This window comes from Acidisarcina polymorpha, assembly GCF_003330725.1.
GTDB lineage: Bacteria > Acidobacteriota > Terriglobia > Terriglobales > Acidobacteriaceae > Acidisarcina > Acidisarcina polymorpha.
Genome location: NZ_CP030840.1, coordinates 4555990 through 4580609, shown reverse-complemented (window position 1 = coordinate 4580609; position 24620 = coordinate 4555990). Strand labels below are relative to the sequence as shown.

The following is a 24620-nucleotide window of genomic DNA, read 5'->3' as shown; positions in this document are numbered from 1 at the left end:
CAAGATGGCAATTCGTTTCGGCATATCTTCTACCTTTCATAATGGCTCTCGTCCTCTGCTTCGGCCATGCGGTGTCTCCGGACGTACTCAGAAGTTTAGGTTGCCAATGAGGTGGGTGTTGCGCCAGCAGACGGGCGAGGTGCTTATCCGCTCCTTCGGGATGAGCTTCCGCGCATAAAGATCATTTTCTCATTGGTGGCAGCCGATTCAGCTTGCCAATCGAACCACAGGCGCAGCAATGCTCTCAGTCATGACGTTGATACATGAGGGTTTACCGCTGGCAAGCGATCGCTCGATCGCACCTGCAAGATCATCCGCTTCAGTCACCAATTCGCCGTGCCCGCCGAGCGCTGACACAACGAGATCATAGCGTGCAGGCGTTAATTCCAAGCCATGTATTCGGTCCTGACCATATGTCCGCCGTTGAATTTGGCTCTCGGCGTTCCAACATGCATCGTTGCCAACGATCGCAACAAAAGGAAGATTGCACCGCACGGCCGTCTCGATTTCCGATAGATGAAAGCCGATCGCACCGTCGCCTAGCACAGCGAATACCGGAGCCTTGGGCTCTACATATCTTGCCGCAAGCGCGAGCGAGAGTGAGCTTCCAATCGCTCCTGAGACCCCGTTGACCATTCGGCGCCGCGCCGGCAGCATGCTTTGGGCCCATTGTCCGATGTCACCACCGTCGCAGATGAAGACTGTGTCGTTATCCCGTTCGACGTAAGGACGCAGAGTGCGTAAAAGCTCCGCCGGATGAAGCCGACCGGCAGTTGACGAGCGAACCGAAGCCCACTCAGCAGGTCGCCCGCTAAGCGCCGCTCGTACTTCTTTGAGCCACTCGTCACCGCGACGACAGACTGCCCGCGCAATAAGTGTCGCCGCCGCAGCCCTCGCGTTTGCTACACAGCCGAGAAGAAGCCGGTCGCCTAGTTCCTTCGCCGCACGTTCTAACATCGTCACCTCAGGGTCAATCGAGATGACTCTTACATCTTGGGCGAAATCTGGAGTTGCGATCCAACGCGTTGTGAAATCGAGAGACTTCCCAAGGAGTACAACAAGGTCGGACCTTCCGAGCAGATCCGGAAATGCGCCGAGGGTAGCATCGGCGATGCCTCGTGGACTTTCCAATATTACTGCGGGCGCGTTCGTGATCTCCTCCAACTGCCTGAGAAGCGTGCGTCCGCTGACGTCAGAAAGTTGGGGCGGAGCGAAGATAACTGGCCTGGCAGCGGACGCAATCGCCGCGAGAACGTCGTCCGCAATATGCGGAGAAAGGTTCGATGCGACTGGTCCGTCATGCTCATTGGGCCAGACAATCGAAGCGGCATCAACGATCTCGTCGAGAAGATCTGAGGGAAGGCTGACGTGGACAGGTCCCGGCCTCCCTTGTCTGGCAATACGCATCGCGTTGCCGATATCCTGGCTTAAGCTGGAGGCCGATTTCGCGGTCCATGAAGCCTTCGTTACCGGCCCGGCGATTTCGGCTTGTCTGAGCTCCTGGAACCCGCCACGTCCCAACTCCCACGTTGCAGCATGTCCCGACAGCAGCACCATCGGCGACTCCGCGGCCAACGCAGCGAAGAGGGCACCAATAGCATTCACATGCCCCGGACCGCCCGTGACCATTGCGACACCGGGCTCGCCGGTTAGGCGCCCCCAGCCGTCCGCCATGTGCACCGCCGCGGCTTCGTGCCGTACGTGGACCAACTCGATCTTGGTCTCAAGCGTTGCATCGAAGAGCGACATGATGTGGTTGCCGGATAACGTGAAAATCCTCCTGCATCCAAGCAGATCGAGGGACCGAGCTACAATATCGGCACCCCGCATAGTATTACTCATAACAAACCTTCCATCTCTCAATCTTGTCGGTGCGTGACGCCTTTGCCGTTCGCTTTCGTAAAGGCCGGGATGGCTCGTCTGACCAGTGCGCTCTGCCCAGCCGAACAAGGTCTCGCAGTCTTTTCCCAACGCCTCGAATGAGGCAAAAGTGGCGACTCTCACACGGGCGGCCCTTCGTCTTCTGCTTCGGGCATGGAGCGTTTCTAGTAGTCTCTGGCCTGTTAGCGGGTAGCAAGGGCTTTGATGTCGACCCGGGATAGCCCGTCTGTAAAGTGGAAGTCGGGGGTGAGATGGGCGCTTGACCACGCGACGAGCGAGATACAGCGACGCGACCGTAACCACGTTCAGTACCGGCCTAGAGGCATACCTCCGGGGATAGGTGTGGGCGGATTAGAAAGTCTCACCCCTCGGGCGCGAGCCCCACTCTTGTTGTTTTATCGCAGATATCTTTGCAAGGTGATAGTCGTCGTGCTCCGCAATAAAATAGACAAGATCTATGATCCGCATCGGGCGCTTGAGGCGAGGGTGAAACGCGGCCTGCTCGATCAAAGAATTATCGAGTGAGTCGAAACGTTCTACAAGCGTCGATCGAGCACTGCGGAACCCAGCCAGTAGCTCCTGAAGGGGCTGGGCATTGTGATTTGCTTCCCAGGTCGCGCCATTCGTCTCTTCCCAAGCTCTGAGTTGCGGAAGCTTTTGTCGAAAGTCATCCAAGCGACCCAACATGAGGGGTTCAATATCCAGCAGGTGTCCAATATTTTCCTGGATGGACCAGGAGGTCCCCTCCCGTTTGGTCATCAGGGATAAAGGTACATCCCTTGCGGCGTCCTCAACCCGCGCCGGTCCCCCGCGAATTCTCTCCACGAGGTTTGGATACATCCATCGCGGAGAATCAAATTGAAAGCTACGCTCGATCCACGGGAAAACCTTCAGCATTCAAACAATCCTTGTGCTTGTTTTTAAGTCGAATCGGAAATCAGAAGTACGGGAATTTCACTGGGCGGGTTTAGGTTGAGTAGCGATGCGAATAGCCCATCTACACTTGCCTTCTCTGAATTTCATGTGACAAGACAGCAGCCTAGCTGAATGGTCTAGCCACACAGGTTCGCCGCCTTTAGCAACTTGTCAACTGCGTCTGTGGAGATGCTGTGCTGCATGAAGATTGGTCGTTATTCTCCATGCGGCTACCAGCCACGACACCAACCCGCTGCACATGAACCCGAAGTTGATATCTCACGCTAGGCCATATTTTATTCGAGCCGGCACCGTCGTGTCGAACCAAAGATATATCACCAATCGATGTAGGCAAATCAGATCTCCATATTGATGTCGAGCCACCGACATGGTGCAGCAGTACAGTGATTAAGGCGTCGCCAGCTTCAGAGCGAGCTTAAGAAGCAGATCCTGCACGGATTTCGAACTTCAACAATTAGACTCAGGACGAGAGGCCTAGGGTGCGTAATCGACCTGCGCAAAACGGCGGAATGTTGCTTACATATTGCGAATTACGAGAGAAACTAATCACCTGCGACCGCGCATCTTGTTCGATCTCGTTGTGCTTGGTGCTCCCCGGCACCTTCCCCTCTTCGTAAAGTGTTTGTCTCCGGCACTGTCTCTGCACCATGAGAACCAGGTCAGCAACCCGATCCGGCAGCGGTGGAGTTCACGGCATTGCATCTTCATAAGTCGCCCTAATTAGCGGACGACTTTCTCAAACCAAAATAGACGCCACGTTATCCAATGCAAGTTCTTCCAATGCTTGCATTGTCCGCCATGTCTAGCCATGTGGCCCCACCATGGCTAGAACGCCAGTAATTCGCTAAGCGTTTCTTGAGGGCGCCACTCCTGGCGGCTCTGGAGAAAGGATGTCGCATCCGCACTCACGAGTCCAACTAGTACTTCGGCTACGATGCGACCCCCTACCGGGCCGAGACGATGACCGCCCTCGCAAACATCGGCCTCGCGCAGGATGTAATACCAGAGGGGCGTCTCGCTACGCCAACCCGTCGAAGCGATGCCCACCTCGTCCGCGGAGAGCGGAGCTATTCTGAGGTGGCGTGCCACGGCCTCGCCAGAGGGCAGCCCCACACCCTGCCCTCGTTGCAAGTCACGAACAGCGAGTGAATGATACGCCTCAATCTCAGTTTCACCGCTGACCGCTACCGGCAGTTCGATCAGAGCCTTTACAAGCTTTCCATCCATCTTCTTGGCTCGCTGCGCCGGCGCGGCTCCAGGGGTGTCGAAGAACAGTTTCCAGTCGACCGCGTGCTCGCGTGGTACCGCACGGAATCCCAGAAGGTCAGGAAACAGAGGGACCGGATTACTTTGTGGGTTCACGTGGTAGCGGTGGCGAATCTGAGAATGGCCGTATCGGTACGCGGCATCGGCAAATTCGAGCGGAATAAAGGCGTCATGCCCGGGACGATAATAGCGCGGACCTTCCCTGAGAACCTGCTCAGCAAGGGCTGGTCCGACGAGCGCAGGCAGAAACTCATGGAGAACGACCCATTGATAGTGCCACCGCAACTGACGGGCGGCTTCCTCGAACACGCAACCAGGGGGTACTCCCGCTTGCCGGGCGGCATCGACAAACGCATTGTGAGCCCTCAAGACGGCGAGGTGCAATTGAGAGATCAGCATGTGGGAATCATTGCGTGGATCGCCAATGATCGCGATACCCTCTGCGTTTCGTTGAACATTCGCGTTATCCAGACCAAGCAAGAACTTCGCCGGATCATCACGTTGATAGAGGAAGGGGTGGCCAGTTGGTCCATCCCCGTACAGAGATTCGAGGTTGAGTTTCGGGCTGCGTGCATTGTGCAATTTGGTTGTATCTGTATGAACTCGCAGAATGGATCGGTCCGCGGTTATGTCGTGCGCCACAAATTGACCGAATATAGGCCAGCCGGCTGCAGTGTCACCTAAGGATTCGGGAAAGCCATCAACATCTCCGCAATCACAAAGACCGCCGCGACAGCCGAGTGCGTGCAGGAATTGCTCATCGGCCTGAAACGCCGGGAGATCGGGGAACATCCGCGCATAGGAAACTGAGCCAAGCGGTGCATCAATCGCTGCTCTCGCCCGTGAGGGCGACAAACAGTGAGTTCGGACCGATGAGGTCGATTGATTCATCATTCTCTCCTCCTTTCGTAGCCACAACTCACGGCTTTGTTGCACTAACTCTCTCATCAGACTCCAAGTAATGTCCAAGCTAAACAGGAAAGCGCGGACGTTTGAACATGACCCATCCTGTCCGCGTCGTCCTTGAAGACACCGTGCTGCTCGGATCAGACAGCAGCGACACAGTAGTATCAGGTCACTTATACGCACTAAACCTGGTCTTCACCACTCTTTCCTCCTCCCGAATTCGGATATTAAGGGGAATAGAATAAAAAATACCGACCACTATAAGTGTTACGAAGGCGTGCAGACCAAAGCTAAGCCCGATCAGTTCCGGTACGATATTCAGAAACAATTTGGATGGCGTACAACGCCGAACAGTGAGCGTTGCACGAGTACATGATCCCGTGCAATCAGCAACTCTACTGTCCACAGCCGGCACAAGTTGCTGATGACTCCGACGAGCGCCATCGCACTCATGACATATAGTGCAATTCCTAATATCGATAAACCGTCTACTGGAGGCTTCCGAATGAACCACTCGGTTATGGCTGCAATGTAGAAAAGAACATGAGCGATAGCAAGCCAAGACGAGTTAGATGCTCCGTACTCGATTGCGCCGTCCTTCTTCACTCTTCTCGCGTGACCTAACGAGATCGCCTAGAGTCGCAAGACGAAATAGTAGAGCCGATGCAAAAAACATTATCGGCAAGAGTGCCATGTGTTTGTGGCTTACACCTAGATCGTATACATCATCCATTCTTTCGCCCACGGCCAATAACTGGCCTGAGCCGTCGCTCTGCTTCTCGCAGAGCCCTAGATCAAACAGACGTCTATGCACAAGGGTGGGTGCTTCGTTGTGATGGTTGGGACAGGTGTGAAACTTGTCCATAGAGCAACCGGGTGTTTCCAAAGCATCCTCCCACGTGTCGGATGGGAACGCATCACTCTCACCGACGACTGCCAGTCTCGTAACACCGCAAGATCGGCAAGGGCGAGTGTGCTGTATCTAATGGGCGAGATGAGCGGTTTTTCCGCTAGTCAAGACAGCAACGAGGCCCATCGAACTCGCGACTGCAATGTAGTCTGATGCAGCCAGAGAGCTGTAGTGGGTGAGCGCAGCAACGGCAAGAGGAGCGACTCCCCCACAGACCGCGTATGCGATGTTGTAGCTGGCGGCGAATCCCGTGATCCGTAGCGCCGGCGGGAACAGACCGACCATCTCGAGAGGAGCGACAATGATGCAACCTGCAAGAAGACCGGCTATTCCGTATAGCCCAATGAAATACTGAGGATGGTGTCCGGCGCAGAGATAGAGGGCATAGCTTGACAACACGAAGAGAGCAATCGAAATCGACGCGACTCGCTTCGTGCCGAAGCGATCATATGCCGCCCCGAACATAATTGTTGAAAGGCACAGAGCCGCTGTGGCTAGAAGATTGCCTGTCTGGATCATCCGAATCGGCAATTCGAACAGGGAGTGAAATAGTGTCGGCGACATCAGCAGAAGGACGACGATTGCAGCGGTGAGCATCCAGGTCAGCAGGACCGCACGAACGAAGGCGCCACCGCAGCTTGACAGGATGGTTCGTAGTGGCACCCCTTTCGCCAGTGCGTTACGAGCGCGCAAGTCTTTGAAGACCGGGGTCTCGGAAAGCCAACGTCTCAAAAACACTGTGGTCAATCCAAAGACTCCGCCAAGCGCAAACGGTAGGCGCCAGAATCCCTGTTCAATTTGAAGGGGTGTGAAGAACCGATTCAGCAATGTCGTGACTACCGAGCCAAAGAAGATACCCACAGTCAGACCGCTAGTGAGCAACCCGACCGCCAAGCCTCGCCTACGATCGTCCGCTTGTTCCGCCACATACACCCACCCCGCAGGCGCTTCTCCTCCTATCGCAATCCCCTGCACAATTCGGAGGAACATCAAAATGAGCGGTGCAGCAACACCGATCGTCTTGTAAGTTGGCAGAACTGCGATAAGCAGTGTCGGAATCGCCATCAGCAGGACGGACAGCTGAAACGTGCTTTTCCGGCCACGGATGTCGCCCAGATGTGCCAGGACGATGCCGCCCAGCGGACGGGCGAAGTACCCTACTGCGAATAAGGCATAGCTCTGCACTTGGCGAGACCAGAGGGGCATAGTTGGCGGGAAGTAGACGGTTGCCACAACACCGGTCAAAAATACAAAAACTACAAAATCGTAGAACTCCAGAGCGCTTCCAAGAGAAGCCAGGGCGAAAAGCCATGGTTTACTCACTGAGCGTTCGGTTTGGATTGCGGTAAGCACAAAATCTCCTATCGAAGCGTCTCGCTCGTTCATACCGCACGGATGATCGGGGTCATCGCAAACCCCAGTTGACGTGAAACACTTTACATGAAGTAGCTGCTGATGTTTTGTTCAACGTCGGATGGCGAATACCTGCAAGTACTCGTTGCGAACGACGGTACGGCTTTCGTCGGAGGCACGATTTTCTTTCATCCAAAACTCTTCCAAATCATGCAAGAGAGCGGAAGCCTGCTGGTCATCTAAACGGTTGAGCAGGAGTTGCAAAGGGCCCGCGCTCTTCGCGAAGAAGCCCGCAGCATCGAGTGCATTCATTTGCAACTCCCAGTTGAAGCCCACAATTGTAGTTTCAACATGTGCGAAGTCATTCTTGAGCCTTTCACGGATCGTTCCTTCGTCGCCCCAGAGCATTGGTGATATCGCCCCTGGACGAGCGGGGAAATAGGCACTCGGGATCGCAGACATTCGGCCGGAAAAACCTGACTCTGACCAGTTGGCCATAGCAAACTGCCCGCCTGGCTTCAGCACGCGAGCCACCTCGGATGCGACTGCCTCAGGGTGTGGAGAGAACATGGCTCCAAACATCGAGATCACCGTATCGAAAGTTGCATCCGGGTAGGGTAGCTCTTCAGCAAAACCTTCATCGAAGCGGATCGATAGTGCTTCACTCACTGCGTTTGCGCGCGCTTCTTCCAGCAGATGTCGCGTCATATCTAGGCCAGTGACTGACACGCCTCGCCGAGCCAAAGGTATCGTTGCAGCGCCAGTGCCACAGGCTACGTCCAGCGCCTGCGCTTTGGGTTCACACTTTAAGCGGGCAATGAAAGCCTCAGCCTCTCGAGCGCCAAGTGTTCTAGCAAGTGCGCCATAATCGCCTAACTTCCATGGCGCCAGCATGGAGTCCTTCTTCTGTTCTAAATTTAGTGCTTGCGCGGTTGTCATTAAGATCCTCGGTTCGCTTTGACTCAGGTTGAGTCGATTCGGCAGGTTCGCTAGACGGGTAAAACATTTGGCACGATAATGTCTCGACCGGTAAATCTTCCTTGTGAAGAGCGAAGCTGCTGGAACGGCACATCATAGTTGTGTGGAATGCGCCCTCGTCCAGGAGCACGTTCAGGGATTGCAGAACCGATTGACAATCACAGGAAATAGTCACTCAAAGCCTACTCCGGACATCCACGCTGCGGATGGTGGGTATTCAGCTCGATGGATCGTTGCGGGATGCATTCAACGTTCCCGAAAGACATCTTTCGCCCAAGTCAGCCCATTCAATGCTGCGGGAAATCTAGCATAGACGGCTATCTGAATGATGATCTCTAGAACTTCCTCTCGAGACGCTCCCACATTGAGGGCGCCATGAACATGGACCTTAAGTTGAGGTGTGGCATTACCCATCGCCATGAGGGCAGCCACTACCGCGAGTTCGCGTGTCTTCAGATCAAGACCAAGCCGACTGTACACATCTCCGAAAGGAAATTCGATCAGATAGGTAGCGAAGTCTGGCGCGATATCTCGGAGACTTTCGAGAACGCGTTTGCCCTATTCTCGGTCGATTCCTCTTAGCTTGGCCCAGCCACGCTTAAAGCGTTCGCTCTCCATGATTCCTCCCGTCGCACCAAGTCTCCCGGAACGGGGCTTGTGAAAACCCTAGTAGGGGCTTGTTGTGGGACGTACGATGATCTCACTGACGTCAACGTCGTCCGGCTGCTCGATGGCATACGCGATTGCGCGGCCGACAGCGTCTGACGAAATTGCAACTCGGCGAAACTGTTTCATTGCTTTGCGCGCAGATTCAGCGGAGATGCTGTCCGCAAGCTCCGACTCCGTTACTCCCGGTGAGATAACAGTCACTCGAATCTTGTCATTTTCAAGACGAAGTCCTTCGGAGATGGCAATCACGGCAAACTTAGTTGCACTGTAAACTGCCGCCGTCGGGTGCACATGATGTCCGCCTATAGAGGATAAGTTGATTATCTGACCGGACCCTTGTCTTTTCATGATCGGCAGCGTAGCGGCGATTCCGTGTAAGACACCACGGATGTTCACATCGATCATGCGGTTCCACTCGTCTACTTTGACTTCTTCGAGTTGCGATAGTGGCATGACACCGGCGTTGTTTACGATAACGTCTATACGGCCGTTCGACTTCAGTGTGAACTTGGCAAAAGCCTCCATTTCTTCGAGGCTAGTGACATCCAGTGCTCGGAATTCTGCCTCTCCGCCCTCGCGTCGAATTGCCTCTGAGATCGCTTTCAAACGTTCCGTGCGGCGTGCGCCTAGAACGACGCGGGCCCCTTTCTTTGCTAAAAGTCGCGCGGTTGCTTCACCAATTCCGCTGCTGGCCCCGGTAATCAAAACCGTCTTGCCCTTTATGCCTTGCATGATCTTATTCCGATGTGATCGAGTGCGACCTGGTTGCAGTTGAATAGCTTCCCCTCGCTTAGATCGCACGTTTTGAACAATCTTCCGCTGCTTTTTGCAAGTCCGAGAGGCAAGTTGGAGTCTAGAAATGAATCTAATGATTAGAGCTGGAATGCATAACATTAGGAGGTGGCAATGGCTGGAGACTTAGCTTTTTCCGGGAAGGTTGTGATTGTTACGGGAGCCGCCAGCGGCATTGGACTGGCGACGACACAGTTGTTCCTGGCTCAGGGAGCCCGGGTAGTAGCGGAGGATATAAACCCTGAAATCGACAAACAGTTCGCAGGTGTTGCCAATGTGGCTACTCTGGTGGGTGACGTCTCAAAGGAAGAAACCGCAGTCGAAGCCGTCCGGCTTGCTCAAAACAGATTCGGCGGACTCGATGTTCTCGTCAATAACGCGGGTCGCATTGTCTACAAGCCTGCCATTGAGATGTCACTGGATGACTGGAATTCGATAATGGACGTCACATCTACGGGAGTCTTCCTCCACTCCCGCGAAGCACTGAAAGCCATGATGCCGAACAAGAGCGGAGCGATTGTCAACATCGGATCATATGCCTGCTTTCAGACATTCCCCGGTATTAGCGCCTATGCTGCCGCCAAGGGAGCGCTTGCGCAGCTCACCCGGACCTTCGCGTTAGAAGCGATCGACCACGGGATCCGAGTAAACGGGGTCGGTTCCGGCGATGTGGTCACTAATCTCCTGAACACCTTTCGTTCAGACGGCCGCCAGTTCCTCGCGGAACATGGCAAGAACGCGCCGATCAAACGTCCTGCGGATCCTCAAGAGATTGCTGAAGTGGTGGCTTTCCTGGCTTCAGACAGAGCCAGCTTTATGGTTGGCGCGATGGTCATGGCCGATGGTGGAATGAGCATCGCCGTCCCAAGCGATTGATACCCTAATGGCTTCGCGTGAGGGATGTATCCGACATCTTCGTTAAAGTGAACTCAGTATTTGACACGGCCTGCAGCATGAAGGCAGAGTACGGCGAAGCCTTGGATTGTGGAGATGCTTCGATGCACGAAACAAAAGACATGCTAAGTCTGGCACTACGTGCAAGAAGCCGGGAGAGCAACTTTATCTCGCGACAATTATCCATGTGGAAGGATCGTCTTACCCCAAACCTGGGGCTCGCATGTTAGTGACTTCAGGTGGCGAGCGGGCAGGAACGATCAGCGGCGGCTGCCTGGATGCTGAAGTAAGCCAAAAGATCGCCTGGCTAAGCGCGGAAGGAGGCAAAGTGGAAACGATACAGTTCCTCCCTCGAAGATAATTTGGAAGTTCCCTACAGCTCGGGACGTGGGGGCACGATCTGGGTGTTGGTGGAGACCGGACAGGCTGTTGTCGCCGTGTTGGACGCAAGGTTGCGAGCACGGTCGGGCGCGGAACCCTGCGTTGTCGTGGCTTTGCTCGCAGGGGATCAAATTGGGAGCGCTCTCATCGTAGAGGCGGCAACGGGCCATGAGCACTTCCGCTGAGCAGCGGTACGCGACTGGTCTTCGGCAGCGTTGGAGGCGCCGGTGCAAAGGATAGCGCTGAAAGATGGTCGGGGGTTCAGTGCCGTAGAGCGATCGCCGAATGGTCTGCCCGGACTCGTAGGTCTACCAATGCAGCCGGCTCCTAGCTGACCGTGTTTGGCGCTGGAAATGACGCTCAGCCACTTGTCCGCTTCGCCTCCGAAGTAGGGTAACGGTGGCCGAGGGCCGCAACTACCTTCTCACCCGGGCTAGATTTCCGAGGCGGACAATCTACAACTGCTCACATACGCGGTCAGCGGGGACAGTTCTGAGAAGGGGCTGGTAGTGACGAATGCATCCGCACTGAAGAGATTCAGGTTTGAAGTAATCCTCACCCACTCTTATGATCAAGACCAAGCCCTCCTTCGCGAACAGATTCCGGCAAAACTGGAATATTTAGGCATCCTCGGTCCGTTACATCGAACAGAACGGCTAGCGACCGCGGTCGCTTCTGCTCTGGGCCTGGCACCCGTAGAGTACTCACGACAGCTTCACGCGCCCGCTGGTCTGAATTTTGGTTCCGATGATCCTGCCGTCATTGCGCTGTCAATTATTTCTGAGATGCAGGCGGTGCTATCTGGGACAGAAGGATCGCTCGGACGTCAGTATGACAATAGCCCCCGCCAGTCGTCGTTAGTTAACAGGCGGATTCGAAGAATAGGTCATCCCGGCTATTCTCCAACCATCACTCCCTTTAACCAGAACCCATGTTTCACTTCCCCGATTTGTTTCTTTCCCATCCGCGAGGAACACGAAGTCGAAATAAACCGAGGCAATCGTACCGTCACTGTTCTGCTGCAGGTGGGTGTGGGTCGGATTGAAGCTCACTTTGGCTGTCGACACCTGCTTGGCAAAATCCGCATAGCTTCCGACTCGCACCTTCAGCGCGGCCGGGTTCTTGGCCCTCTGAAGCGCGAACGCTTGATCCGAAAGCACATTGAGCCACATGCCTCCCTGAGGCAGGAACAGGGTTGCAAGTCTCGTGCCGTCATGAGCGACGACTGCTTCATGGTAGGCGTCGATGACGTGCTGGACGTCGACGGTGTCCGCTGCGACATTCGAACTGGCACTCTGGATGCCGTTGTTCGGTGAAGGGCTTTGAGCCGAGCCTACAGTGCTAAGCAAACCTGTAAGAGCAATGATGCTGCTAATGATGAGACGCTTCATGAACTACTCCTTATTGATGAGGGACTGCAGCGCAAACTTGATCGCCTGAGAGAAGGTTGTGGTATCTCTACCGATCAGCTTCGACAAATCACGAGAGGAACTATCCAGCTCCCCTTTCGAAGATTTCGAATCGGCATCGATGACGACGTCAACGATCATCTGCGGCAACCCAAAGCTTAGGAGTGCTGCTTCGTATTCGGCCGCCGTCACATTGTTGTAAGCCACAGACCGATCAGCCTGCTTGGAAACCTCTTCTGCAAATTCGTACATGGAGAAGGAGTGGTCTCCCGCGAGTTCATAGGTCTTGTTCTCATGACCAGGCTGGGTAAGAACCGTAACCGCAGCACCTGCGTAATCTGCCCGCGAAGCAGAAGCAAAACGGCCTTCACCGGCACAGCCCATGATCGAGCCATGGGTAAGCGCCGGCCCAAGAGCTCCGGTGTGGTTCTCCAAGTACCAGCCGTTGCGTAACAGTACGAACGTGATTCCGGATTTTTTCAGGTACTCTTCAGTTTGCTTATGCTCGGCGGCAAGAAGCATCGTAGAGTTATCAGCACGTAACATGCTTGTGTAGGCAACCAACTTCACACCTGCTTGTCTCGCAGCATCAATTACGGCCTTGTGCTGTCTGAAGCGTTCGCCCGGCACTACCGCAGAGACGAGTAACAGCTTCTCAACTCCTTTAAGAGCCTCAGCTAACGTTTCGGAATGATCATAATCCGCTTTCCGCACCTCGACGCCCAGGTCGCGCAGATCGCCGGACTTCTCTGGGTCTCTGACTGCGGCTACGATCTGATTTGCTGGGATTGTTTTCAACAAGCCATTCACAACCAGCTTCCCTAGGTTTCCGTTTGCTCCTGTTACGGCGATCATGTTTTAGTTCCATTTCTGCTCTGAAGAGCATAGTAACGATTTGTGTTTGCAAGGAGATTAGCCATTGTCCGTGCAACGGGTTGTCGTCGTGATAACAAGCTTTAGGTACAAGAAAAGGTCACTTGTCGTTTGCTCTCACATCTTCCAGCGACGAGATGAGGGACAGCAACCGATTCTCCCCTAATCTCCCCATCAAGCCAAGCATTGCATCGCGCATCGGCTGTTGGGTTTCATCAAGCAATCTGTCACCGTTCAAATGAAGCATAGTCAAAACTACCCTGCGATCGGCGGCAGATCGCTGGCGAACAACCAACCCGCTGCGTTCCATTCGGTCGAGTAACCGAGTGATGTCCGGATCTCTCGCTATCATTCGTTCAGCGAGCACGGAGCATGTGATGCCTTCATCCCCGGCTCCACGCAAGATACGGAGCACGTTGTACTGGGTGAGTGTGAGGTCGAATGGTTTCAATACGGTGTTCAGCTTCTGTTGAATGACCTCCGCCGTACGCAAAACGTTCAGCGCTGCCTCGCCTTCTGTAGAGGCGAAGTCTTTGGTCTGCCGGATTTCTCTCTGCAACTCTCCAGCCATAGCATCGACATTAATCGTTATGACGACTATCGTCAACTACAGACGATCTAGTTCTGAAAAGCGAACTTGGCAACGCCACGGGGTGCCTATTCAACGGATCTATCGCTTGCTTCCTATCGGAAAACTTGACCATACTGTGACCCTGAGTTTGCACTGCGTCACTCAACCCGAGCTACAAGAGAATCTCTTTCATCTGTCTCGCTCCTTTGTCGCAATTTGGGGAAGCGCAACCCCCGCACCCATGCAGGCGGAGACACCACATGAACACTCAGAGGTTGGTGGTTCTGTTACGCGAAGACAGAGAAGCCCACTCCAGAATCATTTGCGGTCAAAAACAAACAGCAAATACGGACGGACTTCGGACGAATCGCAAACGTGCAGCGAATTGCGTATAGGTAGCGAAACGCGCACAGGTAGCGGAATGGCAGACATTTGATCGGAACCATCTATCGCGGCCTGCACCGTTTATGCCGGGAGTAGACCAGCTACGCGGTAGCTCGCGATCACAGCGTCATAGAGGGCGATGTCCGAACGACTCCTGGCCATAAGCTGTGCGCCAGTAACGGCAGCGAAGATGGCGCGAGCTCGTGGTTCGCTCTCCTTAGAGCTGACTGTATTCGCGGCGGATAGAACCTTACTCAACCATGCCACATTCACCTCTGCAAATTTCTGAACCTCTGTTCTTACCGGTTCCGGCAGGTCGTCATATTCCGATGCCATGAAGCTGCATAGACAAATTCGGTTTTGATTCTCGAGTGCCCAGCGAAAGGTCTCCGGATATCGGCGCAGGGCCGCGGATGGATCGGAGGATTCGGCCAGGAGTGTCTCGAGAAATGCCGCAGAATCCTCCCAATACCGTCTTGCCACTGCCACAGCTAGGTCGCCCTTACTTGGGAAGTGATAGTAGATGCTGGCGGCCCTTATGCCTACAGCTTCCGCCAGATCACGGAAATTTAGCCCGTTGTAGCCTCGTGCCTGCGCGACCTGTGTCGCGGCCGCCAGGATCTTTTCCCGAGAATCTGAACTCACGTTGTCGCCCCAACTTGAACTGCAAAAATTCATTGGCAATTGAATCTACCAAGTGACAGGTAGCATCATATTCTTTATGTTTCTACCATGTGGCAGGTAGACAGAAACAAGGCCGGCGAACAACGAGTCTCTGCCACAACGAGCCTACGATTCGCCACCGCATATAAGGGGCAACCCCTGAGTCAGGGAGACTTGTATGGCAGAAAACACGGAAAACCCGCAAGCATTGGCTGGAGCAGATCCTCCGAACGACACCCAGCGTGATGTTTGGCACAAATCGCTTGCTGGCGAGCGAACCTCTGACTATCGTTTGGTGAGGGTACTGGAGTACATCGACACACATTTGTCGGACCACCTCGACCTTCGCGCCCTTTCCAGGGAGGCCGGCATCAGCCAGTTTCACTTTGCGGCTTTGTTTCGGAAAGCCGTAGGCAGGTCGCCACATCAGCATATTCTACATTTGAGATTGCAAGCAGCGAGATCCATGCTATGCCGTAAAGACAAGAGCGCCTTTGAGATCGCTTTAACCTGCGGTTTCAAAAGCTCAAGTCACTTCTCGGCCGCATTCCGCCGAAAATTTTCACAGAGCCCGACGGAGTTCAGATCATCTCAGCAGTCACACAATAGGTCTGACAAATCGTAACCCTTCTGCCAGCAGTTGTAGATATAACGTCTCTATCGATCAGATTGATACTTCCCAGAATCCGATGACTTCCAAAAGGGTCGGCTATTCCTCGGTGAGGTACGTGGGTAGATGCCCTTTGATGGTGCCGAATGAGGACGCCAAGGCACTCTTTGTGGCGATACCAGGAGCCGGTCGGGCGCGCAATACTGAGATGAAAGCAAGAAGACCGCTCTGCGACTCTTCCGTGATGACGCAATAGCCCCGTTGACCTGTCTACACACCAAACATGGTAGCGGCTCATTCCTGGCTGGCCAAAGAATGAGAGCATGGTGCCATAGGAATGTCAGGACATCGAGTTCCAACTGCTTGGAAGTCAACCGGCCTCAACATACCATTGGGGCTTAACTACACCGCCAGCTGCTTAGTTATCTCCAGACACGCCTTGTGGCTCGGTCAACCCCTCCGCTCCAGCAATTCGGAAGGAAAGCAATCGCTCTGGCGGATCGTTTACGTCAGTTCGGGAAGCTCGGGCTTTCCGGGAATGGCTGTTTACGAATATGAGCCGACCAGATCAGGTTGAGGGCATGCACGGGCGTTGTGCTCCGTACTCCCCCAAAGAAATACGCCAAAAGCGCGCATACCGATCGAAGAATGCTCTATAACCTCTCTATACCTTCGCTGAGAAACCATCTCGTATTCGTTGAGGAGTTCGACGCTTATGATCAACTTTCTTGCTTAAGCCGAATTCTGTGAGAACAATGGAGGGTACCGCAAGCCGGTGAAAGATCGGCTAGCGACGGGCCAATGCACTTCTGTAAGGCGAATAACGCTCAAAAGCGTGAGTAACAGAGGAGGCGATGCCAGATTGAAGAGCCCATCCGACTACCTGAACAGGTAGTTTCCTGAAGGGGCATATAAAGCACTTTTGACTAGCGACTCGGCGGGTTGGCGATCGCTGAATGTACTCGTTCAGGAGCAGCAGCCTTATGGAGAGCGATCGAAGTGCCGGCACTTCGTGATCCGGCAATATGCTTGCTTCTCGACGGAAGCGTCAAGGTGGATTCATTTTCCGAGGGGAAATGGCGTGGCATGACGCACTACTTCCGAGGAACGGGCACTTTCCATCCTGTAGGACATGAAAGTGTCGTACGGCTCCGCCTAGAGGACCAGAGGAGTTATTCCTCTCTCATCTTAATGTTGCCGCAAGATACTGTCGATTTTGTTGCACAAGAAATATGCAAGCCCAGTAGCGCGAGTCAAACAGCTCTAAGCGCGATTCCGTTTTTGGATGATCCAGTGATCACGAGCTTCGGTTTGTCAGTGCTCGCCGCTCTCAAGGGCGGAGCGCCGGATTTTTACGCTCAGGCCTCAGCACAGTGGCTTGCTGCACATCTTCTACTTGGGTCATCCAAAGGTTTCGAGTGGCAAAAGTCGCTGGCTCGTGAGCGAATCTCCGACTACCGCTTGATAAGAGTCCTGGAATACATCGACGCCCACTTGTCGGACGACCTCGACCTTCGAGTCCTCTCTAGGGAGGCTGGCATCAGTCAGTTTCACTTCGCGGCTTTATTCAGGAAAGCTTTGGGTATGTCCCCGCACCGGCATGTTCTGCATTTGAGAATGCAGTCAGCGAGATCGATGCTATGCCACACAGACAAGAGCGCCTTGGAGATTGCTCTAACTTGCGGTTTCAGAAGCGCGTCTCATTTCGCCTCGGCCTTCCGCCAGCAATTCTCGCAAAGACCGACGGAATTCAGGTCGTCTCAGCAGTCACACAACAAGTTTCGCAAGTTGTGACGCCTCTGGCACCTGTGGATTTAACGATTAGGCTATTGCGGCTATCCCCCAGCCATCCTTTCCTTTCACTAAATACCCAAGCTTCGTTACCGTGATTTACTCGTTTCCGCCAGCCATAAGCTGGCAGATACGTTCTCGAGGTGATCTTTGGTGATTCTGCGACGGTCACGACAGCGAATGATACGGCGACATAGCTAATGCGCAGGAGGTCCCCACCACTTTTACTTGGATCGTAGAGGGGCGTGCCGGGTTTCGAAGTGCGCCATCGTCCTCAGAGAAGTGGTTTATGCGGAAGCTTTTGTCACGGGAGAGAATGATGGAGGGATTAGCAAAAGCGGCGATCGGAAACGGATCGAGAGTACGCCCTCGCTCTTGACCGTAAGAGAGGGATTCCCACTTAGCTGATTCGCTAGTCAGCAGTTCCTTGATGACGAGCTTTGCTCTTCGTCTTTTTGTTCACTGGGATTTTAGCTTTGTTCGAAATCTTGAGCTCGCGCTTATGTGCCGCGTTTCCCTTCACCTCATGGACAAGCGGTGTACCGTACGTTTGAAGAAAAATCTCCACAGCGGACTCAATCCATCTCTTTGCGGTTGCGTCATTGTCAAAAAAAGGTGGCTGTCCCACAACGATTCGAGCGACCAGCGGGCCTGCAAGCAGCGCCGCCATTTGTTCTACGGCAAAAGTTAGGTCCCCTATCTTCAGCGTCCCGCGGACGACCTGTTGCTCCAAATAAGGACGCAGCCGAACCCTGAACCGGCCCGGTCCGATGTCCCAAAACTGTGAGGCTAACTCGGGAAAGCTTCTAGATTCTGCCGCTACAAGTGCGAAGAATCGCTGCACTTCGGGCTGTCGCAAGTTTGAAACAACCTCTGTCGCAAATTGTATGAGAACGCATCTTACCGTCTCATTATCGTAGCTAGGCACATCGCTTGGATCGAAAAGAAGCGCTCCGTAGCGCATAACGAGCGCTTCAAAGAGGGCATATTTGGAATCGAAACGAGCATAGACAGTTTGCTTGGATATCCCGCATGTCTTCGCAATCTCATCCATTTTTGTGCGAGCGAACCCTTGCTCCAGAAAAAGTCTGGTTGCTCCCTCCAAGATTTGCTTTGTGAGTATTTCGGCACCGCGAAGCGTCGGTCGGCCGCGTCGATTCTTAGTGACCTTTGCGTCTTTGCGAATGCGCTTCATCTTCGTTGCTCTTACCCTCCACAGATACTTGCTAGCCCACGAAATATCGTTCGAGATCCGTATATACATCGAATGCTAAGTGGGAAGCCCAAACTCTCTCGTTAAAAAGCCAATCTGGCAATTACTTGGTCATCTTCATTATGAAGCCCGGCGGCGGGGTGAAGCGGAAGGCGCACTTGACGCTCTCCCTCCAAAGTGTTCGCACTGCAAGAACTTGAGTAGTTCAAAAACTTCGTCGCGAGATGCTTGACAAATCATACCTGTCAGTCTGATTATGGTCGAGCTGAATAGTAATCGATAGCGCCGAGCACCACGGGCATGGAGGTATTACGGTGATCTTTAGGTTTCACCATCTCTCTCTCTGGGCAATAGCCCTCTCTCTATCCCTCATTTCTCCGCGTGCCTTCGGGCAGATCACCAGTGCCACGGTCACTGGATCGATCGTCGATGCCAGCAGCGCAGCAGTCCCGGGAGCCACCGTCAACCTAACCAACGTGAACACCGGTGTCGTCTCCGCGGCCTCAACAAACGCGCGCTCCTTCATGGGAGCCGTCCGTCTCTTCCTCATCGGATCACTTTCGCAGGTCCGCCGAGACGCCATCGCATCTGCGTAAACTAACATGCACGCCACATCGATGTTTCTGCGTAATCTCGTCCTAAGGGAGGGGAAGTTCTCACTGTGATACTGGAGAGAGGGAAAGTGTCGTAATGTTACCTCAAATGACAAGCTGGGAATTGATTAATAGGCTTCACACAATGCTGGGGGAGCGGCACAAAGATGCCATGTATGAAGGAATCATTACGGGTTCCGATGATGATACCGTCTCAGGCATTCTGGTTGCCAACGAGCCCTCGGTAGACGCAATTCGCTTGGCGATCCGGACCGGGAAGAATTGCATTATCTGCAGGGAACATCCCTTTTATCTCTATGGCGAGTATCTGTCTGTGGGTCTGAAGGATGCGATGGCGGGTGACCTTGTCCTTAAGGCCAAGCGGCAGCTAATTCAAGACCACCACCTGCTTATTATTCGCTTGGCAACCCTCTGGGACACGGCTCGACCCAAGTGGTTCTCAAATGCGTTGGCCAGGGAGCTTGGCTGGCAGCCGGAACCCGAAAACCCTGGCGACCAGTGGGCTACAGCCTTCTGCAACATTCCCAAGAACACCCTCTTAGAGCTTGCTACCTTCTCCTCCACACGTTTGGAGTCAAACACGCTACGAATGGTGGGCGACCCGAATCAGCCGATTACACGTGTCGCGGTGATCCATGGCTTCGCGTATCCCACGCTCGTCCTAAGCAATGTACTGCGCGACCCCAGGGTCGATTGCATCATCACTGGAAACACACCAGAAGTCGATCACTGCACCACTTACATCCGGGATGCGATCACTGCCGGTCGCGGTATAAGCCTTGTGCAGGTCGGCTACGAAGAGTCCGACTATCCCGGCGCTGTTGCACTGACAGGGTGGCTGAAGGGCATGTTGCCGGGTATGCCTATCGAAGCGAAACCCTCTTCGCATGAACTCTGTTGGCTTGCATAAAAGAACCGCTCAGGATGAGGAAAAGATCGGGGTTGACAATGTTGATTTCTCGCAGGACGTTCGGCCAAGGCGTCGGTGCCACGATGCTGATGAAGGGCGGACTGGCACACGCTTACGCCACAGAACTGCAACGCCCGACCGCGAAGGATATTGTGGAGCGGATCGTGAACAAGGTTGCTGCGGAAGGGTCGGCTTTTGAGATCCCCGGGGTTGGATCCAGACACCTTCAAGTATGGTGATCCTGGGACCCTAGTCACGGGCATCGTCTTTACATTTCAGGCCACTTTCGAAGTCTTGAAAAAAGCGGTACTCGCGAAAAAGAACTTTGTGATTTCCCACGAAAGAATGTTTTGGGACCATATCGACGATGTCGGGACCACCAAACATGATAAGCCTCTCGAGGTTACTGGGACGCTCGAGACCGACCCGGTCATGGTGGCGAAGCGGAAGTTTTGCGAAGAGAACGGTCTGGTGGTGTGGCGGTTCCACAACCGCCAACACATCCTGAGACCCGATCCTATAATGGCAGGATTAACCGCAAAGCTCGGCTGGCAGGATCATGTAGTCGACGTGCAAGGACAGATGATAGGCATAGCCTACTCAATCCCAGAGACCACCCTAAAACAGGTGGCGCGTCACGTGGCGTCATCACTGGGCTCACGAAATGTACGGGTCATTGGCGATCCAAACCTGCTTGTAAAGCGGGTCGGACTGGGTGCACACAAACTAATAGAGATTCTCAAACCACTGCAAACGTGCGATGTTGTCCTAATGAGTGAACCCCAGGATTGCGATGCCTTTCCCTATCTGCGCGATGCAATCGCGCTTGGTTTGCCGAATCCACAGGGACTAATCGCGGTGACTCACGAGAGGTTCGAGGAATGGGCAGAGGAGAGCGCGCCTGCATGGCTGATGCCGCTGGTTCCGGAAGTTCCGATCGAGTGGATTCCGTCCAACGATCCATACTGGGTGCTTCCCTTGAAAGCGACCTAACCGTTTCGCGTATCAAAACCCACTTGAGAAGTCGGATGAAGCTTGCGATGAACTGTGTTGATGATTTGTTGCCCATCTCTAAATATCTGCCTCCCACGTCAAGTGATCAACTTGCCAAAAGCGGCTAAAGACTGTCGGAATTTTGTGATTCACGCGAACGAAGGTTTACGGCCGAAACCGCGGCTCTCTTCGCACATCCCATCGATAGATCGGGAACGTCCGGAGAACCATGTGCGAATGTCTCTTCCAAGCAGACTCACCTTTACGGCGATTGGCGTGAGTCCGCCCATTTCAATTCGGTGGGAGGACCAGACAAAGCTGATACTGAGAGACATCAAACAAATTGCATTCGTGACTATTCCTCGAAGACTGGCACTTACTTTCGTCTCGGGGCCGGCGTCGTTCCGCCCAGCAGTACGCCAGCTCAACAAAATGTTCCGACTCTTGTGGGTCATAACGACCAAGCGCCGACTATTCTCCGGCAGAGAGAAATGACGATGACCTCAACAAGCAACTGCCGACGCTATCCGAAACGATCTTTATGGTGCGAGTGTGGCGACCCAGCGGGATGTTGCCACAATTACTCCCCATGTGTTCGTACCCCCTGGTGAAATCTTCGAGGGCAACACAACACTTCAGATCGATGGTGCTCCTCTCTCTCAGCGCGCTCCTCGCCTGCTTTGTGCCCGCCCGCCACGCCATCACCGTTTCACCCGCCGAGGCTCTCCGCTATGAATAATGCGCGTCCAATCTGATCAGAGCCCCGGGTGCCTTGTTCGGAGCCACTTCAGAACAAAGCACATTTCCAGGTCGTCGGCCCAGGCAATACTGCCGATCTTGCTGGCCAGTCTTCATTGTCGAAAGAGTATGCCCCGAAAATCAGGGATGAAGGCGGCAGCTTGCACCTAGACCGTGACTGGCGCGGCGGTCAGCTCAGTCGACCCCTATTTCTCGAAACTGTCCTCCGTGCTCGGTCAGCCGCCATATCTGCAACTCATGCAGCAGACTAGTCATGCCATTTGAAAGGGAGACAACCATGTTAATAGCACCCGCTTCTCCCGTACGGAAACTGGGCTAACTATATGAGTCATTCGGCCTCTTGTGTCACAAACCACTTAAATCTATGTTTACGGGGTTCGCTCAATCTGCAAAGCAAGACCTACTGGGGCGCCATGACCTTTCCCGGCAATGACCAGCCGTGTCCGCGTGATATAACAGCCCTCTCGATGAGAGATGGCGAGAGCTACGACGAGGACGCTCAACATCGCGTCTTGCGGCGCAGCCCATCTTCTTCTGACGACCGAATTGTGCCTCTTGTGCGCGTGGTCATTCCCGCGTGTCGGGCCACCGGACTGATCCGATACGCCGTCCTCGCTGTCTTAGCATCGCGCGGGCCATTCACTCTTGAAGTTATCGTCGTGGACGATGGCGGCAACGACGATCTGGAAGAAATCCTCTCTGGATTACCGGCCGCCATTCTCAGCACTGGAGGAAGCGGCAGCGCCGCAGTGGCGCGAAATCGCGGAGCAGAGGATTTCACCGGGAGCTTTCTCGTTTTCATTGATGCCGATGTTCTGGTCGACTCGCGATGTATCGAGACTCTCATCGAGCCGTTGTGCTCCTCTTCTGCCGAGGCAACCGTCGGCAACTACTCCAGAAATGTTCGTGATCTGCCCTTTGCTGCCCGGTACAAGCAGCTCTACATCTCGAAGATCTATCAGCGGCGCGCCGGTTATTTGCAAAACGAATTCTGGACCGCGATCGGAGCGATCGATGCTTGTGTTTTTCGACGGATGGTAGGCTTCGATCCTCGCTTCAAAGGGGCTGGCGGGGAAGATACCGACCTCGGTCGCCGCCTGACCGAAAGCGGGTTTCGCGTCCTCGCTGTGCCCGCGGCCCTAGGCGACCACCGCCATCTGCTCTCACTCTGGCAACTACTGAAAAACGACTGGCGAAAGGGCCTCTTGGCAATGGAGAATCATTTCGAATCTGACGGATCGCTGTCGGAGAATCGCCACGCCACCGGCCGCGACATGCTGGCAGTCGGATCGGCAACGATGCTCATAGCTGCGCTGCTTGCGATGCCCTTTGCTTTCGCACCAATGCACGAAAGCATTATCTTCAGTCTGCTTGCGGCCCTTTATCTGTCGACACGCGCCGACGTTTTGCGTGTCTTCTCTTCGCAGGGGGTGTCCTTCGTCTTCCCAGCCTGCGGTCTAATGTTTCTCTTGGACGCAACCAGGTCCGGTTGCTTTATCACCGGCATCTATCGCCGCTTTTTCGTCCGCAGCCAGCGTGCTGCAACCAACGAAACCAGCAATGAGGTTCCTCTGGAAATAGACGACAGAGTCCACGATGAAGAATATCTCCACAGCCGCTTATCGATTTGAAAGGGATACAACCATGCTAATGACACCATTGCGCCAAAGGGCAACATCTTTGAAACGGTTAATGGCGCCTGGCGCACAGATGCCGGTCTATCTGCTCATGTTCGTCACTAATCGCTGTAATGCGAAGTGCGAGCATTGTTTTTACTGGAGCGAACTCAATACCAAGGTCAAAGAGGAGCTCTCCGTTCCCGAATTCGACAGCCTGGCAAAGAACCTCGGCCCGATGCTGCAAGTCACCTTTACTGGAGGCAGCCCCGAACTCCGCAAGGATCTCCCTGATATCGTCGAGCGATTCTACTCGTACTGCCGCCCCGCAAATATGACTTTCTGCATGCTCGGGCATGCCACCGCAAGAATCGTTGAACATGTGACTGAAATCCTGAAACGATGCCCTGGGCAGAAGGTAAAGATAGGGATCTCACTCGATGGCCTCGGCGAAGATCACGACAAATTGCGGGGGATCCCTGGCCTCTTCGATAAGGTGGTCGCCACCGTGCGCGAACTTGCCGAGCTTCGCAAACAATATCCCAACCTGCGAGTCGATATCGGGATGACCGTGCACGGTATGAATTATAAAAATGTCGGCGAGGCGGCACGCTGGGTCCGCGCCAATCTGCCTGTTGATGTACTCAAGCCCATACTGGTGCGAGGAAACCCTCTCAACGCAAAGACGATCGACGACGTCTGTAAAACCACCTACCTCAGCGTCATTGATCGCGATTCGCCCTGGCTCAAGGGCACCGATCGGACGGGGGAATTCACTCCGTGGGACTTTCTCGTGCACTCCAAGGAGAAGGTCTCGAGAGATATTGTCGCCGAGACCAGTCACTCCAAGACCGCCCCACTCCTATGCGCAGGCGGCCGTGAGACTGCTGTCATCTATCCCACTGGCGACGTCGCCGGGTGTGAACTCCGCGGCGATGTGTTGGGCAATCTTCGGGACCACGCTTTCGATTTCCGAAAAATCTGGTTTGGAGGCAAAGCAAATCATTTTCGCGCTACGAGTGGCCAGGTGCCGGAATGTAAAGGCTGCTACCATCACTGCTTCATCAGCCCCGCTATCTTCCGTACGCCCAAGATGTGGGCGCGCATGGCCGAGGCCGCGTGGGACATCCACAACAATCTCAATTCGGGGAGCCAGCTGGAAGCTTAATAGAGGCAATGTCAGAACTTGGACAACAGAGCACGGCAAGCAATCTGCAGGCAGATGAACCTTCCTCGCGGATTGCTGCA

23 protein-coding genes and 1 pseudogene are annotated in these 24620 nt (G+C 54.2%); 11 read left to right on the top strand and 13 right to left on the bottom strand.

Annotated elements, in window-relative coordinates:
- Window positions 1-207 precede the first annotated feature (207 nt).
- From ACPOL_RS19375 to ACPOL_RS19340, 8 genes are all read right to left on the bottom strand, one after another.
- Window positions 208-1842 (bottom strand): thiamine pyrophosphate-binding protein, encoded by a 1635-nt coding sequence (locus ACPOL_RS19375; protein ID WP_114208511.1) that lies wholly within the window; start codon window positions 1840-1842, stop codon window positions 208-210.
- Window positions 1843-2232: 390 nt separating this feature from the next.
- Window positions 2233-2778 carry a DinB family protein gene (locus ACPOL_RS19370; protein WP_114208510.1) on the bottom strand — a complete coding sequence of 182 codons (546 nt, stop codon included), beginning with the start codon at window positions 2776-2778 and terminating at the stop codon, window positions 2233-2235.
- 864 nt (window positions 2779-3642) lie between these two features.
- Window positions 3643-4977 carry a peroxidase family protein gene (locus ACPOL_RS19365; RefSeq protein WP_161557450.1) on the bottom strand — a complete coding sequence of 445 codons (1335 nt, stop codon included), beginning with the start codon at window positions 4975-4977 and terminating at the stop codon, window positions 3643-3645.
- A gap of 330 nt (window positions 4978-5307) precedes the next feature.
- Window positions 5308-5595: an isoprenylcysteine carboxylmethyltransferase family protein gene (locus tag ACPOL_RS36390; RefSeq protein WP_414633311.1), complete on the bottom strand. Its 288-nt coding sequence runs from the start codon at window positions 5593-5595 to the stop codon at window positions 5308-5310.
- Between the two features lie 376 nt (window positions 5596-5971).
- On the bottom strand, window positions 5972-7252 hold the full coding sequence (locus tag ACPOL_RS19355; protein WP_236656894.1) for an MFS transporter: 1281 nt from the start codon (window positions 7250-7252) through the stop codon (window positions 5972-5974).
- A gap of 111 nt (window positions 7253-7363) precedes the next feature.
- Window positions 7364-8191 carry a class I SAM-dependent methyltransferase gene (locus ACPOL_RS19350; RefSeq protein WP_114208507.1) on the bottom strand — a complete coding sequence of 276 codons (828 nt, stop codon included), beginning with the start codon at window positions 8189-8191 and terminating at the stop codon, window positions 7364-7366.
- Between the two features lie 285 nt (window positions 8192-8476).
- The gene (locus tag ACPOL_RS19345) at window positions 8477-8758 is read right to left on the bottom strand and encodes a carboxymuconolactone decarboxylase family protein (RefSeq protein WP_201759320.1); all 282 of its coding nucleotides are present in this window, start codon (window positions 8756-8758) and stop codon (window positions 8477-8479) included.
- A 138-nt stretch (window positions 8759-8896) separates the two neighbouring features.
- Window positions 8897-9631: an SDR family oxidoreductase gene (locus ACPOL_RS19340; protein WP_114208506.1), complete on the bottom strand. Its 735-nt coding sequence runs from the start codon at window positions 9629-9631 to the stop codon at window positions 8897-8899.
- Between the two features lie 174 nt (window positions 9632-9805).
- On the opposite strand from ACPOL_RS19340, the gene ACPOL_RS19335 reads away from it, so the two are divergent.
- The 3 genes and pseudogenes from ACPOL_RS19335 to ACPOL_RS36380 form a co-directional block, all read left to right on the top strand.
- The gene (locus tag ACPOL_RS19335; protein ID WP_114208505.1) at window positions 9806-10567 is read left to right on the top strand and encodes an SDR family NAD(P)-dependent oxidoreductase; all 762 of its coding nucleotides are present in this window, start codon (window positions 9806-9808) and stop codon (window positions 10565-10567) included.
- Window positions 10568-10673: 106 nt separating this feature from the next.
- Complete coding sequence (locus ACPOL_RS36385) at window positions 10674-10946, top strand: XdhC family protein (protein WP_414633310.1); 273 nt, start codon at window positions 10674-10676, stop codon at window positions 10944-10946.
- Window positions 10947-11475: 529 nt separating this feature from the next.
- A pseudogene (locus tag ACPOL_RS36380) lies at window positions 11476-11742 on the top strand (XdhC family protein); the annotation flags it as partial.
- 81 nt (window positions 11743-11823) lie between these two features.
- Here the strand turns inward: ACPOL_RS36380 and ACPOL_RS19315 are convergent.
- The 4 genes from ACPOL_RS19315 to ACPOL_RS19300 all read right to left on the bottom strand — a co-directional run bounded on the left by ACPOL_RS19315 (window position 11824) and on the right by ACPOL_RS19300 (window position 14848).
- Window positions 11824-12357: a nuclear transport factor 2 family protein gene (locus ACPOL_RS19315; protein ID WP_114208502.1), complete on the bottom strand. Its 534-nt coding sequence runs from the start codon at window positions 12355-12357 to the stop codon at window positions 11824-11826.
- A 3-nt stretch (window positions 12358-12360) separates the two neighbouring features.
- Window positions 12361-13230, bottom strand: coding sequence for an SDR family oxidoreductase (locus ACPOL_RS19310; protein ID WP_114208501.1), 870 nt, complete (start codon window positions 13228-13230; stop codon window positions 12361-12363).
- Window positions 13231-13348: 118 nt separating this feature from the next.
- The gene (locus ACPOL_RS19305) at window positions 13349-13855 is read right to left on the bottom strand and encodes a MarR family winged helix-turn-helix transcriptional regulator (protein ID WP_114208500.1); all 507 of its coding nucleotides are present in this window, start codon (window positions 13853-13855) and stop codon (window positions 13349-13351) included.
- 429 nt (window positions 13856-14284) lie between these two features.
- A complete protein-coding gene (locus ACPOL_RS19300; RefSeq protein ID WP_201758898.1) occupies window positions 14285-14848 on the bottom strand; it encodes a TetR/AcrR family transcriptional regulator in 564 nt (187 codons plus the stop codon).
- A gap of 196 nt (window positions 14849-15044) precedes the next feature.
- Here ACPOL_RS19300 and ACPOL_RS19295 point away from each other — a divergent pair, with 196 nt between their 5' ends.
- Together ACPOL_RS19295 and ACPOL_RS36375 are read left to right on the top strand one after the other, a co-directional pair.
- The gene (locus ACPOL_RS19295; RefSeq protein ID WP_114208498.1) at window positions 15045-15491 is read left to right on the top strand and encodes a helix-turn-helix domain-containing protein; all 447 of its coding nucleotides are present in this window, start codon (window positions 15045-15047) and stop codon (window positions 15489-15491) included.
- A gap of 1071 nt (window positions 15492-16562) precedes the next feature.
- Window positions 16563-17270, top strand: coding sequence for an AraC family transcriptional regulator (locus tag ACPOL_RS36375; RefSeq protein WP_414633382.1), 708 nt, complete (start codon window positions 16563-16565; stop codon window positions 17268-17270).
- A gap of 409 nt (window positions 17271-17679) precedes the next feature.
- On the opposite strand, the gene ACPOL_RS19285 is transcribed toward ACPOL_RS36375, so the two are convergent.
- Window positions 17680-18462 (bottom strand): TetR/AcrR family transcriptional regulator, encoded by a 783-nt coding sequence (locus ACPOL_RS19285; protein ID WP_161557447.1) that lies wholly within the window; start codon window positions 18460-18462, stop codon window positions 17680-17682.
- Window positions 18463-18794: 332 nt separating this feature from the next.
- On the opposite strand from ACPOL_RS19285, the gene ACPOL_RS19280 reads away from it, so the two are divergent.
- The 6 genes from ACPOL_RS19280 (at window position 18795) to ACPOL_RS19255 (ending at window position 24540) form a co-directional block, all read left to right on the top strand.
- Window positions 18795-19076 (top strand): carboxypeptidase-like regulatory domain-containing protein, encoded by a 282-nt coding sequence (locus ACPOL_RS19280; protein ID WP_114208495.1) that lies wholly within the window; start codon window positions 18795-18797, stop codon window positions 19074-19076.
- 121 nt (window positions 19077-19197) lie between these two features.
- On the top strand, window positions 19198-20004 hold the full coding sequence (locus ACPOL_RS19275; protein ID WP_161557446.1) for a Nif3-like dinuclear metal center hexameric protein: 807 nt from the start codon (window positions 19198-19200) through the stop codon (window positions 20002-20004).
- A 38-nt stretch (window positions 20005-20042) separates the two neighbouring features.
- Window positions 20043-20243: a hypothetical protein gene (locus ACPOL_RS33640; protein WP_236656892.1), complete on the top strand. Its 201-nt coding sequence runs from the start codon at window positions 20043-20045 to the stop codon at window positions 20241-20243.
- On the top strand, window positions 20215-20997 hold the full coding sequence (locus tag ACPOL_RS19270) for a Nif3-like dinuclear metal center hexameric protein (RefSeq protein ID WP_161557444.1): 783 nt from the start codon (window positions 20215-20217) through the stop codon (window positions 20995-20997). The genes ACPOL_RS33640 and ACPOL_RS19270 overlap by 29 nt, the downstream gene beginning before the upstream one ends.
- A gap of 1082 nt (window positions 20998-22079) precedes the next feature.
- Window positions 22080-23387 (top strand): glycosyltransferase family 2 protein, encoded by a 1308-nt coding sequence (locus ACPOL_RS19260; protein ID WP_114208491.1) that lies wholly within the window; start codon window positions 22080-22082, stop codon window positions 23385-23387.
- A gap of 49 nt (window positions 23388-23436) precedes the next feature.
- A complete protein-coding gene (locus ACPOL_RS19255) occupies window positions 23437-24540 on the top strand; it encodes a radical SAM protein (protein ID WP_236656891.1) in 1104 nt (367 codons plus the stop codon).
- Window positions 24541-24620 lie beyond the last annotated feature (80 nt).